The organism is Solirubrobacter ginsenosidimutans (genome assembly GCF_027587205.1).
Genome location: NZ_JAPDOD010000067.1, coordinates 1 through 12,793, shown reverse-complemented (window position 1 = coordinate 12,793; position 12,793 = coordinate 1). Strand labels below are relative to the sequence as shown.

Genomic DNA, 12,793 nt, shown 5'->3' with positions numbered 1-12,793 from the left:
AGCGCCGAGAGGTGACACGGAGATTACGGCGGCATCGGGCATCATGATCAGATGGACGTGAGGCGCGGCACGATCGGCCGCTTTCCCTGCCTCGAACTGGGAAGCGGCCCTCCGCTGCTGTTTCTCGCGGGACTCTCTCCCGAGGCCGGGGTGGACGCAGCCGGCACCGAGCGAATGAACGCCTCGCTGCTGCGGCCGTTCGCACATCGACGCCGGGTGATGTTCGTCAACCGCCGCAGCGGGCTGCCGCGCGGGATGTCGATGGCCGAGTTGGCGAACGAGCACGCCGAAGCGATCCGGTCCTCGCTCGGCTCGCCGGTCGACGTCGCCGGCATCTCCACCGGCGGCAGCATCGCCCAGCAACTCGCCGCCGATCACCCGGACTGCGTCAATCGCCTCGTGCTGCTCAGCACCGCGTGCCGGCTCGGCACGCACGGGCGAATGCTCCAGCGCCGCGCGGCCGCCCGCGTCCGCCACGGTGCCCCGCGCAAGGCGCTCGCCGTGATGGCCGCCGGGATCGTCCCTCCCCGGCGCGGGCAACTCCCCGCCGCGGTCCTCGCCTGGCTCGCCGGCCCGCGTCTGCTCGCCGGCGGCGATGACCTCGCCGACATGGCCACGACGATCGAGGCGGAAGATGCGTTCGACCTCGCGAGGTGTCAGAGCCCGATCCGGGCGTCCACGCTGATCCTCGCGGGCGGCGCGGATCGCTTCTACAGCCCGGAGCTGTTCGCCGAGACCGCACGGCTGATCCCGGACAGCCGGCTCCGCGTGTTCGAGGGTCGCGGCCACATCACGGTCACCACGCATCCCGAGTGGGCGGGTGAGATCGAGCGTTTCCTCGTGCCGGGCGACGCGGCTCCGATCGCGACCTAGCGACGAGAGGCCGGCAGCCGGTTCGATCGTCACTTCGGAGATGATGGGGCCGAAACGCCCGAGATGGATCCGCCGCTGCCGACACCTGATGCAGACACGGTCTTGACCGCGGCGGTCGGCGGTGTCGTCTCGCCCGTGCTCATCGCCGGCCAGGACGGCGCCATCGTCGTGGCCAACGCAGCCGCCGCGGTGGCCCTCGGCTGCGGTGACCCGCGTGAGCTCACCGGCCGTCCGGCACTCGAGGAATCCGCCGCTGAGGGCTGCGGTTCTCTGCTCAGCGCCGCCCGCGACGGACTCGCGGTCTCCCGGGATCTCGTCAGCTTGCCGTGCCCCGACGGGGCGTTCCTGCGTGCCGCGGCCTTCGCGGTGCCGATCGAGCTGGACCGCGGCCGCGGGGCGGTCATCGCGTTCACCGCCGTTGTGGAGGCCGACGATGACGCGGCCCGCTTCAACGCCCCATCGCGGTTGGCCTCGCTGCGCCGCGCGGCGACCGGGATCGCCGAGGAGGTGGCGGGGGGCCGGGCGCTGTCGACCGCGGCCCGCGAGATCGCGCGGAGCGTCGGGCTGCCGCTGTTGCACATCCTCCGCTGCGAGCCCGACCGGACGGTCACCGTGGTGGCTGCCTGGTCGGCGGACGACCGTGGCCTTCGCCCCGGCTCCCGTCACGCCGCCGCAGACCTGCCTGCGGGGGCCGGGGCGCGCGTCGACGACCTCGCCGGCGCGCTCGGGCCGGTGGCCGATGCGCTGCGCGCGGCCGGGACCGGCGCGGTGATCGGCACGCCGGTCGTCGTCGACGACGGCGTGTGGGGCCTGTTGCTCGGCGGCCAGCATGTCGGCGCGGCGCTGGCCGCCGACGTCGAGCAGCGGCTCGCGCCGTTCGCCGGCCTGGTCGCCTCCCGCGTCGGGAGCATGGCGCGCAGGAGGGAGCTCGCGCGGCTGGCCGACGAGCAGGCGTCGCTGCGCCGCGTCGCGACCCTTGTCGCCCGCGGCGTCCCGACCTCTGAGCTGTTGGCGGCGATGACGCGCGAGATCGGCCTGCTGCTCGACCTCGACATGCTGCACCTCGCGCGCTACGACGAGGACGGCGACGCCCACGGCGTGGCCAGCTGGTCGCGGCACGGCAACCCGATCCCGCTCGGCATCGTCACCTCCGACGAGGGCCAGAGCATCCCGTCGCTCGTCCTGCGCACCGGCCGCCAGGTGCGCGTCTCGGATTACGAGAGCGTCGCGAGCGCGATTGCCGAGCGGCTGGACGTGCTGGGGACGCACACCGTGGTCGGCGTGCCGCTGCGCGTCGACGGGCGCCTTTGGGGCGTGCTCGGGGCGGCGGCCGCCGACGACCGCCGGCTACCGGAGAACGTCGGCGACCGCATCGCCGCGTTCTCCGAGCTGTTGGCGACCGCGATCGGCAACCTCGAGGCGCGGGAGGCGCGGGCGCGCCTGAACCAGGAGCACGAGGCGCTGCGCGACATCGCCACGCTCGTCGCCCACGACGTCGCGCCCAACGAGCTGTTCGCCGAGGTCGCGGCGGCGATCGGCCACCTGCTGGGCGCCGACTTCGCGGCGCTCACCCCGTTCGACGACGACGAGACCTGGGTCGCCGCGGCGTGGTCGCCCCGCGGTGACCACCCGCAGATCGACCAGCGCTTCCCGATCGCGCCCGACACCCTGGCCTACGCGATCAGGGCCACCGGCCGGCCGGCGCGCGTGGACCTGTTCGAAGACGCCGCCGGCGAGCTGACACGCTTCGTCCGTGATGTCCTCGGCGCTCGCTCAGCGGCCGGCGCGCCGATCGTCGTCGGCGGCCGCGTGTGGGGCGCGCTGATCGTGCACACGACCGCCGAGCGCCGGCTGCCCAAGGACACCACCGCTCGGCTGGAGCGGTTCAGTGAGTTGGTCGCCACGGCGATCGGCAACAGCGAGGCACGTGCCGAGCTCAAGGCGCTGGCCGACGAGCAAGCCGCGCTGCGGCGCGTGGCGACGCTCGTCGCCTACGCGGCTCCCGCCGAAGCGGTCTTCGCCGCCGTCGGCCGGGAGCTCGGCGGGCTGCTGTGGGACATGCCGACACAGGTTGTCCGCTACGACGAGGACGGAGACGCGACGGTCCTCGCGGGCTGGGGCGACAGCATCACGCCCGCCGGGCAGCGCGTCTCGCTCGAGGGCGACAGCGTCTCGTCGCTGGTCAAGCGCGCCGGCGCGCCCGTGCGCATCTCGGCCGACCAATGGAGCGGCCCGCTCGGCGAGTACGCGCTCAGCTTCGGACTGCGCTGGGGCGTCGGCGCGCCGATCATGGTCGACGGTCGCGTCTGGGGGGCGATGACGATCGTCAGTCGCCAGCGGGAGCCGTTCCCCGCCGACACCGAGCAACGGATCGCGCGGTTCGCCGAGCTCGTCGCCGCGGCGATCTCCAATCTCGAGGCGCGCGACGCGCTCGCGGCCTCGCGCGCCCGGGTTGTCGCCGCGGCCGACGACGAGCGCCAGCGCGTCGTCCACGACCTCCACGACGGCGCTCAGCAGCGCCTCGTGCACACGATCGTCACGCTGAAGCTGGCGCTGAAGATGCTGGACGAGCGGCCCGAAGAGGGCCGCGAGTTCGTCGCCGAGGGGCTGGAGCAGGCCGAGCAGGCGACCCGGGAACTACGCGACCTCGTCCACGGCATCCTGCCCCGGGTCCTCACCGTCGGCGGGTTGCGTGCTGCCGTCACCACACTCGCCGCGCGGATGACGATCCCGGTGGGAGTCGACGTATGGATTCCTCGGCTGGACGGCGGCGTCGAAGGGGCGGCGTACTTCGTCGTGGCCGAGGCGCTGACGAACGTCGCCAAGCACGCTGCGGCGACGCGGGCCGACGTCCGCGCGCGCGTCGTGGACGGCATGCTGCAGGTCGCCGTCCGCGACGACGGCGCCGGCGGCGCGCGGTCCGACGGCCGCGGACTGCTCGGCCTCGCCGACCGTCTCGCCGTGCTCCAAGGCCGGCTCACCGTCGACAGTCCGCCCCTGCGCGGGACAACCGTCTCCGCCACGATCCCCATCGCCGGGATCGTTGAGGCCGAGTTTCGCTGAATAGGATGGCGCCGTGTCCACGCTCACCCTGCTGCACAACCCGCACTGCCCGACCTCGGTCCACGCCCTCGACGCTCTACAACACGCCGGCCACGAGGTCACCGTCCGCAAGTACCTGCTCGTCGCCGAGCGCTTGTCGGAGGCGGAGGTGCGCTCGCTCGCCGAGCGCCTGCAGGGTGACCCGCCGGACGCGCTGATCCGCCGCGACAAGAAGTACAAGGAGCTCGGCCTCGACGCCGACGGCCTCGACATCGACGCGGTCGTGGCGATCCTGGTCGAGCACCCCGCGCTGTTGCAGCGGCCGATCCTCGACGACGGCACCGCGGTGATGATCGGGCGCCCTCGCACCCGCGCAGCCGAGTGGGCGCAAACGGGTCGCGTCAGCTGACGTTCATCTGACAAAGGCCGGCGGGTTCACAGCACCGTCACGGATCCGGGGGCGGGGTCGCGTTAGATCGCGCGGTCTCCCCGCAGTACCTCTCTCAATAGGAGCCCGGATGCTCGAACCCCGTCCGCGCACGCTTCTGCGTGCGTTCATCGCCGCGGCCGCCATGGCCCTGGCCGCGCCGTCCCTTGCGGGCGCCGCCGATCAGTTGAACCTGATCGACAAGACCGAGCCGGTCGGCCCCGGCATCACCCTCAAGCACCAGAAGTTCCTCAACTCGTCCGGCTGGTACGACGAGCAGGTGCTGACCGTCGACCTGTCCAACAGCGCGGTCAAGTCCGACCTGCTGACGGCGCCGCACGTCGCGCAGGGCGAGGCGCTCTCCAGCATGGCCAGCCGCGCCGGCGCGGCCGCCGGCGTCAACGGCGACTTCTTCGACATCGACTCGACGCAGGCGTCGCTCGGCGGCGAGATCCAGGCCGGTCAGCTGATCAAGAGCGCCGACGCCAGCGGCTGGGCGCACGTGGGCGTGAGCAAGAGCGGCCTCGGGCAGCTCGTCGACCTGACGCTGCAGGCGAGCGCCGACCTCAACGGCACCGTCAAGCCGATCCTCACGCTCAACGCGGCCAACTCGGGCGGCGTCCCGGCCGGCAGCATCATCGCCTACACGTCCGCGTGGGGCAGCCAGATCCGCAGCCGCAGCGTGGCGGGCGTGGCCAACGTCGCCGAGGTCCTGGTGCAGGACGACAAGGTCGTCGAGGTTCACACCTCCGCCGGCACCGGCGCGATCCCGGACGGCGCGTACTACCTCGTCGGCCGCGACGCCGGCGCCGACGCCATCAAGGCGCTCAAGCCGGGCGATCCGGTCAAGCTGACCTACGGCCTCAAGGACTCGGCCGCGCAGCAGATGCAGTGGGCGATCGGCACCAACAAGCCGCTGATCCAGAACGGCGTCGCCGTGCCGCAGGGGGACACGTCCGTCGCCCCGCGCACCGCGATCGGCTTCAAGGACGGCGGGAAGACGATGTTCCTGCTGATCACGGACGGACGGCAGACGCAGGCCGCCCTGGGAACGACGCTCGCGCAGACCGCGCAGATGCTGCTCGACCTCGGTGCCGACACCGGCCTGAACCTCGACGGCGGCGGCTCGACGACGCTCGTCGCGCGCCCGCTCGGCGGCACCGTCGCGACCCTGCGCAACACGCCCTCCGACGGCCAGGAGCGCGCCGATCCGACCGGCATCGGCCTCTTCGTCGGCGCCGGCAACGGCAAGGTCGGCTCGATCGTCGTCTCGCCCGAGGAGCCGCGGATCTTCCCGGGGCTGCACCGCACGCTGACCGGCGTCGGGCTCGACGATCACCAGACGCGCGTCAGCGGCGCGACGTGGACGCGCAACGTGCAAGCGCCCGCCGACGCCAAGGACGACATCACGGCCACGGCCACGATCGACGGCGTCACCCAGGACACGAAGGTCCACGTCCTTCACCCGCTGCGGACGCTCGAGCTCTCGAGCAACCGCCTCTCCTACGCCGACGCGACGGCGAACCTCGCGCAGACGCTGAAGGTCGTCGGCCGCGACGACCAGGGCTACACCGCCCCGATCGAGCTGCAGGACATGACCCTCGACTACGACCACGACCTGATCAAGGTCGAGGAGACCGAGGCGGGCGCGCTGAAGATCACGCCGCTGAAGGCGGGCGGCACGACGCTGGACGTCAAGGTCGCAGACCAGGAGGAGAAGCTCCCGATCACGATCGGCGTCGTCCAGAACAACGTCTACACCTTCAACCACGCCGACGAGGCGACGCGCTGGAACACCAACGGCACCGTCGCGGCCAACCAGAAGATCGACGTCGACGGCTCCGGCAACCTGCGCCTGACCTACAAGGCCGAGCGCAACTCCGGGATCAGCGCCAAGACGGGCTTCACCATCGCGGTCCCGGGCGCCCCGCTGCGCCTGCACCTGAAGTTCACGAGCACGCAGGCGCTGCAGTTCACCTACCTCTCGTGGCGTGACGCGGGCAACGTGTCGAGCGGTCCGCTCGGCGCGCCCGTCAAGGTCGGCGACAACGACGTCGTCTTCACGCTGCCGTCGACGACGAAGTTCCCGATCACGATCACCTCGTCGCAGGTGATCGAGACCAACGCGGCGCTGCAGAAGGACGGCGTCGTCGTGTTCAAGAGCATCGACGCGGACTACTCGGCGACCGTCGCGAGCCCGCCCGCCGACCCGCTCAAGCCCGACGCGCTGTTCTCGGCGGACGGCACCACCAATGGCAAGGACGACTGGTCCTTCGGCACGCTCTCCGACGTGCAGTTCACGGCCGCCAACCCGACGCTGGCGAAGGTCGGCGTGGCCGCGATCGAGCGCATCCGCAAGACCAACCCGGACCTGATCGTCCTCAACGGTGACATCACCGACAACGGCGCGGCCGAGGACGTCGCGCTCGCGCGCACGACGCTCGAGCAGGGCGGCTGCCAGCTGATCCCGCTCCAGTCGACGATCGGCAAGGACGACCCGCCGGCCCCGACCGCGGACAAGACCCCGTGCTACTACGTCCCGGGCAACCACGAGTCCTACCGCGCCGGCGCCCAGGGCGACCTCGCGCCGTTCATCGCGCAGTTCGGCCAGCCCTACGGCACGTTCGATCACAACGGGACGCGCTTCATCCTGCTGGCGAGCTCCTACGGCAGCCTGCGCAGCACCAACTGGGCGCAGATGCCGATGTTCCAGGCGGCGCTCGACGACGCCAAGACCAACCCGGCGGTCAAGAACGTCATGGTCTTCGCCCACCACCCGGTGGACGATCCGGCGGAGACGGACGCTTCGCAGCTCGGCGACCGCGGCGAGGTCGCGCTCGTCGAGAAGATGCTGTCCGACTTCCGCACGGCCTCCAACAAGGGCGTGTCGATGGTCGGCTCGCACGCGCAGATCGCCGACGTGCACCGCATCGAGGGCGTGCCGTACACGGTGCTGCCGTCCTCGGGCAAGGACCCGTACGGCACGCCGGATCGCGGCGGCTTCACGGGTTGGCTCGACTGGCATGTCGACAAGGACGCGAGCGCCGGCCAGCAGTGGCTGACCGCTGACGTCCGCGCGTTCGCGCAGTCGATCACGCTGGATGCTCCGGCCGTGCTGGAGGCGGGCGACAGCGCGCAGCTCGACGGCTCGATCGTCCAGCCGCAGGGCGTCACCAACGGCACGCGCGTCGTGCCGCTGCGCTACCCGATGTCGGTCCACTTCAGCGGCTCGGACAACCTGGCGATCGGTACCGACGTCGCGGCCGCCAAGGCCGCCGGCAAGGCCGCGATCCTGGACCCGCTCACCCGCAAGCTCACCGGCCTGCACACGGGCGATGTCACGGTGCGGGTCACCAACGACTCGATGCGGGAGTACACCGACGAGGCGTCGCTGGCGCCGATCACCACGGAGAAGACGATCCACGTGCAGGTCACGCACGTCGGGTCCGACGCTCCGGTCGGCGGGCAGGTCCCGGCGACGCTCGCGCTGACGGTCGGCGGGGTGGGCGGGGGCGGAGTCACTTTCGGCGCGTTCGCGCCGGGCGTGACGAAGGACTACACCGCCTCGACGACCGCCAACGTCACCTCGACGGCCGGCGACGCGGCGCTGACGGCCACGGCCGCCACGCTCGCCAACGGCGCGTTCAAGCTGGCGACGCCGGTCGCGATCACCCCGGAGAAGACGGCCTGGAGCGGCCCGGTCACCAATGACGCGTTCGCGATCGCCTTCAAGCAGTCGATCGCCGCGACCGATCCGCTGCGCACGGGCAACTACAGCGCCGCGGTCACCTTCACGCTGGCGACCACGACGCCGTAGTCATGTGGCTCAGGGAGCGAGCGCCTCGTGCGCTCGCTCCCCGTAGTACTCGAAGATCTCCGCGATCCGGCCGTCACGGAAGGTGACGCGCAGGCAGAGGTCGTTCTCGTAGCCGCGCCCGTCGCGCAGCCCGGCGGTCATGTGCTCCTCGACGAACGCGACGTCCGCGTCGGTCGTCTGGTGGAAGCGCACGTTCTCGACCTTGATCCATTCGGCGAGCGTGGCGAAGCCGGTGAAGAGCGCGCGGAGCTCGTCATGGCCGGTGACGACCGCGGGGAAGCCGGCGATCGGGTACGCGACCTCGTAGCGGCCGTCTTCGTGCCAGTGGCTCAGGAACGTGTCGATGTCACCGGCGTAGAGGGCGGCGCCGGAGGCGTGCCAGGTGCGTTCGTTGGCCGTGGGTGCGAGGGTCTTGGTCATGGGTGGACGGTCCCACCGCTCCGGGGCGGGAACATCAGGGGAACCCCTGCAATAGCCTGAGCGCGTGCCCGAGCTGTTTGGACGTGGGGCTGAGCTCGAGGCGCTGGAAGGCGTGCTCGATGCTGTCGCTCGCGGTGGATCGCGGCTCGTGCTCGTCCGCGGCGAGGCCGGGATCGGCAAGACCGCGCTGCTTTCGGTGTTGCGCTCGCGCGCGGTCGCGTTGCGGTTCGTGGTCTGCGAGGGGCGTGCGAGCGAGCTGGAGCGAGACGTGCCGCTCGTGCCGATCCTGGACGCGCTCGGTGGGTCTCTGGTGTCGTCCGGCTCGGGGGCCGAGCGCTGGCGGGCGTACCGGGAGCTCGGCGAGCGCGTGGCATCGGTGGCGTCCGGGCGCCCGCTGCTGCTGCTGGTCGACGACGTCCACTGGGCCGACCCGGCGACGCTCGAGTTCCTCGATCACCTGCTGCGACGACCGCCTGAAGCTTCCCTGTTGCTCGCTCTGGGCCTGCGCCCGTCGCCGGTCGCGGACCGCTTGCTGGCCGCGCGGCGGGCGAGCGGGGCGATCGAGCTGGTCTCGCTCGACCTTGCGCCGCTGGAGCGGGAGGTCGCCGAGGCGCTGCTGGCGGACGTCGTCGACGCCGACCGCGTGTTCGAGGCTTCCGGCGGCAATCCGTTGCTGCTCCAGGAGCTCGCGCGCTCGGGCGGCGGCGTGCCGGGCGGGATCGTCGCGGCGGTGCAGGCGGAAGTGGCGGCATTGCCCGAGGACGCGCAGCGGCTTCTGCGCGCGGGCGCGATCGCCGGGGACCCGTTCGACCTCGACGTCGCGATTGGCATCGCGGACCTCGACCTGTCGCGGGCGCTCGGCGCCCTCGATGCGCTGGAAGCGGCGACGCTCGTGCGCTCGGAGTTGGCCGCCCGGCGGTTCGCGTTTCGGCATCCCGTCGTGCGCGGCGCCGTCTACGAGGGGCTCGGGTCCGGGGCGCGGGTGAGCGGGCACGCGGCGGCGGCGCGCGTGCTCGCCGGCTTCGGCGCGGCGCTGCCGGTGCGCGCGCACCATCTCGCGTTCGCGGCGGTGCCGGGGGATCTCGACGCGGCGCGGATCCTTCGGGCGGCGGCGGGTGAGGTTCGCGCGCAGGCGCCGGGCGTCGCCGCGGACTGGCTGCTCGCCGCTCGGCGCGCCGATCCGCGCGGCGCGGATCTCGCTGACCTCGCCGAGACACTGGTCGAGGCGGGTCGGCTGACGGACGCGCTCGCGATCGCCGGGGATTCCGCGGAGCCGCGAATGGCGGTCGCCGCGGCGAGCGTCGAGCGCCGGCTCGGCCGCCACGACGCCGCGCGGCTGCGGCTACGACGCGCGCTGGACGCGGCGGCGACGCCCGAAGTCGCCGCGCGGGTGAGCGCCGATCTCGCGGTCGCCGCCTACCAGCGCGGCGAGTACGCCGAGATGCGCGGCTGGGCGTTTCGAGCCGCGGACGGGACGTCCGGGGCGGTCCGCGCGATCGCGGCAACGCTGCTCGCCGTCGGTGATGCGTTCGCGGGTGAGCCGTTGGCCGGCACGTCTGGGCTCGGCGATGCCGTCGCCGACGACGAGCTCGGGGCACTGGCCGAGCCGGCGATGGCGATCTCCTGGGGTCTGCTCGCACTCGACCGGCTGCCGGACGGGCTTGCCGCGGCGCGGCGGATCGCAGCGGCGGCGCGCCGGAGCGGCAACGGGGCCGCTGCGATCCCGCACGACCTCGCGGCCGTGCTCGCACTCGGGCTGCTGGGACGGATCGCCGAGGCCGAGCCGCTGGCCGACGCCGCGGAGCAGTCGGCGCGGGTGAGCGGCAACGCCCAGCTCGTCCAGTGGGCGCTGTGGCTCGACGCGTGGGTACTGCTGGAGCGCGGGCGCCTCGATCCGGCGCTGGCGGCCGCGACCGAGAGCGTCGAGCTCGCCCAGCAGCTCGACGACTCGGCGTCGGCGATCGTCGCCCGCGCCGTGCTCGGCGCGGTCTTGATCGCGCGCGGCTCGCACGCCGAAGGCCGCCCGCTCGTGGCCGCGTATGACATCGACCACGGGTGGGTCTGCCGCTGGGCGCCGGTACTGGTCGAGAGTGACATCGCGCTCGGCGACCTCGCGGCGGCACGAGGGCACGCTGAGCGCGCCGCGAGCCTCGCGCCTGCCAGCGGCATGGCGGGCGCCCGCGCAGCGGCGGCGCGCGCGCAAGCGCTCGTCGCATTGGCCGAGGAGGGGAGCGGCTGGGCCGCCGCCGCGCCGCTCGCCGCCGGGCTCGCCCTCCAAGCGATCGCCGAGGCTGAGTCCGCCGGGGCGGCGCTCGAGGCCGCGCGGGCGCATCTCCTCGCCGGGCGGGCACTGCTCGCCCACGATCGCGACGCCGGCATCGCCCAGCTCCGGACCGCGGAGGAGGCGGCTGTGCGGTGTGGTGCGCCGCGAGTGGCCGAAGAGGCGGTGCTCGTGCTGCGTCAAAGCGGCGTGCGCGTCGGGCGCGGCGGTCCGCGGGCGCCCGGGGGCGAGGGCTTGGGCGCCTTGAGTCCGCGTGAGCGCGAGGTCGCCCAACTCGTGGCCGAAGGGCTCACCAATCGAGAGATCGGCGCTCGCCTCTACCTGAGCGAGAAGACGATCGAGACGCACCTCACGCGCGTGTTCGCCAAGCTCGGATTGCGCTCGCGGGCCCAGGTCGCCGCGACCGTCTCACGCGCGGGTTGACTCACACGCACATTCGTTTCACCTTTTCACTGTGCGTGGAGAAACGGCTCCGGCGATTGCGACGCAAGCCGCATGAGTAACGCCCCATTGCCGAATTAGGCTTTCCGTAGACGGCGGGACACTTCTACTGTCGACCACGACGCCGTAGAACCCACCGAGCGTCGATCAGGACGCGTCGTCACCGCCCGTGGCGGCCTTGCGCAGCACGTGTTCGCAGTCGGCGGCGACGTCGTCCTTGAAGTCGGCGAGGACGGTGTCGTCACCCGCGCCGCAGGCGATCTTGTCCTCGCTGCCGTCGCGGGCGTGGATCACGTCGTCGCCCGGGCCGGCGTCGATCGTGTCGGTCTTCCCGCCGCGGCCCTTGGCCCAGATCTTGTCGTTGCCGTCGCCGCCGAGGATCGTGTCCGACCCCGCGCGGCCTTCGATGCGATCGTCGCCGGCACCGCCGTCGAGCGTGTCGGCCCCGCGCCCGCCGCGCAGGACGTCGTTGCCGTCGCCGCCGGAGATCTGGTCGTCCCCGTCGCCGCCGTAGAGGCGGTCGGGAGCGGCGAGACCGGCGATCGTGTCATCGCCCGCGAAACCGAAGATGACGTCGATGCCAGGCGTGCCGACGAGCGTGTCGTTGCCCGCCGTCCCGCGGACGACGTTGACGGGCGTGGTGGTCTGCGCGGATGCCGCGGCCGGAACCGCCAGCGCGGCGGCGGCGGCGAGCAGGGCGGTGGTCATGCGATGCAATTGGTGCCTCCCGTGGTGAGGTGTTCGGACACCCGTTGAGACCGGGGTCGCCGCGGGAGGTTGCAATCAAGCGCCGGAGATTCGCTCGCGGAGCCGGTCCCGGCGGGTGGGCTCGTCGTCGTCCGGGGTCGCGGTGGGCGTCGGCGTGGGGGAGGGAGTCGCGATCGGGGTCGGGGTGGCCGTGGGCGTCGGTTGGGCGTTGCCGTCGCGGATGCGCTCGGCGGCCGCCTTCGGATGTTCGAGCGCGGCGCGCCGCTGTTCCGGCGTCGCATCCTTGGCCGCTCCGACCACCGCGCGCTGCTCGGCGGGGGTGAGTTGGGCTGCGTCCCGGCGTTCCGCGGGCGTGAGGCCGGCGGTGGCATCGACGGCGGCGCGGCGCTGCTCGGCCGTGAGCTTCGACGCGGCTTCGAGTGCCGCCTTGCGCTGCGCTGGCGTGAGCTTCGACGCGGCTTCGAGTGCCGCCCTGCGCTGCGCGGGGGTGAGCTTCGACGCGGCTTCGAGTGCCGCCCTGCGCTGCGCGGGGGTGAGCTTCGACGCGGCCTGCAGCGCCGCCTTCCGCTGCGCGGGCGTGAGCTTCGACGCGGCCTGCAGCGCCGCCCTGCGCTGCGCAGGGGTGAGGTTGGCGGCGGCCTTGATCGCGGCGCGCCGCTGGGCGGGCGTGAAGTCGGCGGACGCGCGGCGGGCGGCCCGGCGCTGCGCGAGCGTCAGACCCGCGGAGGCGCGGCGCTGGGCGAGCGCGGGCTTGGCGGACGCGCGGCGCGCAGCCCGGCGCTGC

7 protein-coding genes and 1 pseudogene are annotated in these 12,793 nt (G+C 72.9%); 5 read left to right on the top strand and 3 right to left on the bottom strand.

Annotation, left to right across the window (positions count from 1 at the left end; translation table 11 throughout):
- The first annotated feature begins 51 nt into the window (after positions 1–51).
- From OM076_RS39735 to OM076_RS39720, 4 genes are all read left to right on the top strand, one after another.
- Positions 52–873 (top strand): alpha/beta fold hydrolase, encoded by an 822-nt coding sequence (locus tag OM076_RS39735; protein WP_270045746.1) that lies wholly within the window; start codon positions 52–54, stop codon positions 871–873.
- Between the two features lie 63 nt (positions 874–936).
- A complete protein-coding gene (locus OM076_RS39730) occupies positions 937–3,936 on the top strand; it encodes a GAF domain-containing protein (RefSeq protein WP_270045745.1) in 3,000 nt (999 codons plus the stop codon).
- Positions 3,937–3,949: 13 nt separating this feature from the next.
- On the top strand, positions 3,950–4,324 hold the full coding sequence (locus tag OM076_RS39725) for an arsenate reductase family protein (RefSeq protein WP_270045744.1): 375 nt from the start codon (positions 3,950–3,952) through the stop codon (positions 4,322–4,324).
- Between the two features lie 109 nt (positions 4,325–4,433).
- Positions 4,434–8,159, top strand: a complete 3,726-nt coding sequence (locus tag OM076_RS39720; RefSeq protein ID WP_270045743.1) for a phosphodiester glycosidase family protein — start codon at positions 4,434–4,436, stop codon at positions 8,157–8,159.
- A 9-nt stretch (positions 8,160–8,168) separates the two neighbouring features.
- Here OM076_RS39720 and OM076_RS39715 read toward each other — a convergent pair whose 3' ends face one another.
- Positions 8,169–8,579 carry a nuclear transport factor 2 family protein gene (locus OM076_RS39715; protein WP_270045742.1) on the bottom strand — a complete coding sequence of 137 codons (411 nt, stop codon included), beginning with the start codon at positions 8,577–8,579 and terminating at the stop codon, positions 8,169–8,171.
- Between the two features lie 64 nt (positions 8,580–8,643).
- On the opposite strand from OM076_RS39715, the gene OM076_RS39710 reads away from it, so the two are divergent.
- Positions 8,644–11,283: an ATP-binding protein gene (locus OM076_RS39710; protein WP_270045741.1), complete on the top strand. Its 2,640-nt coding sequence runs from the start codon at positions 8,644–8,646 to the stop codon at positions 11,281–11,283.
- A 165-nt stretch (positions 11,284–11,448) separates the two neighbouring features.
- On the opposite strand, the gene OM076_RS39705 is transcribed toward OM076_RS39710, so the two are convergent.
- Complete coding sequence (locus OM076_RS39705) at positions 11,449–12,009, bottom strand: calcium-binding protein (RefSeq protein WP_270045740.1); 561 nt, start codon at positions 12,007–12,009, stop codon at positions 11,449–11,451.
- A 75-nt stretch (positions 12,010–12,084) separates the two neighbouring features.
- Positions 12,085–12,793: pseudogene (locus tag OM076_RS39700) on the bottom strand (hypothetical protein); the annotation flags it as partial.

Excerpts from the sequence above, each read along its gene's own strand:
- OM076_RS39735 (WP_270045746.1), top strand. The coding sequence starts at position 52 with ATGGACGTGAGGCGCGGCACGATCGGCCGCTTTCCCTGCCTCGAACTG.
- OM076_RS39730 (WP_270045745.1), top strand. The coding sequence starts at position 937 with ATGGATCCGCCGCTGCCGACACCTGATGCAGACACGGTCTTGACCGCG.
- OM076_RS39720 (WP_270045743.1), top strand. The coding sequence starts at position 4,434 with ATGCTCGAACCCCGTCCGCGCACGCTTCTGCGTGCGTTCATCGCCGCG.
- OM076_RS39715 (WP_270045742.1), bottom strand. The coding sequence starts at position 8,579 with ATGACCAAGACCCTCGCACCCACGGCCAACGAACGCACCTGGCACGCC.
- OM076_RS39705 (WP_270045740.1), bottom strand. The coding sequence starts at position 12,009 with ATGACCACCGCCCTGCTCGCCGCCGCCGCCGCGCTGGCGGTTCCGGCC.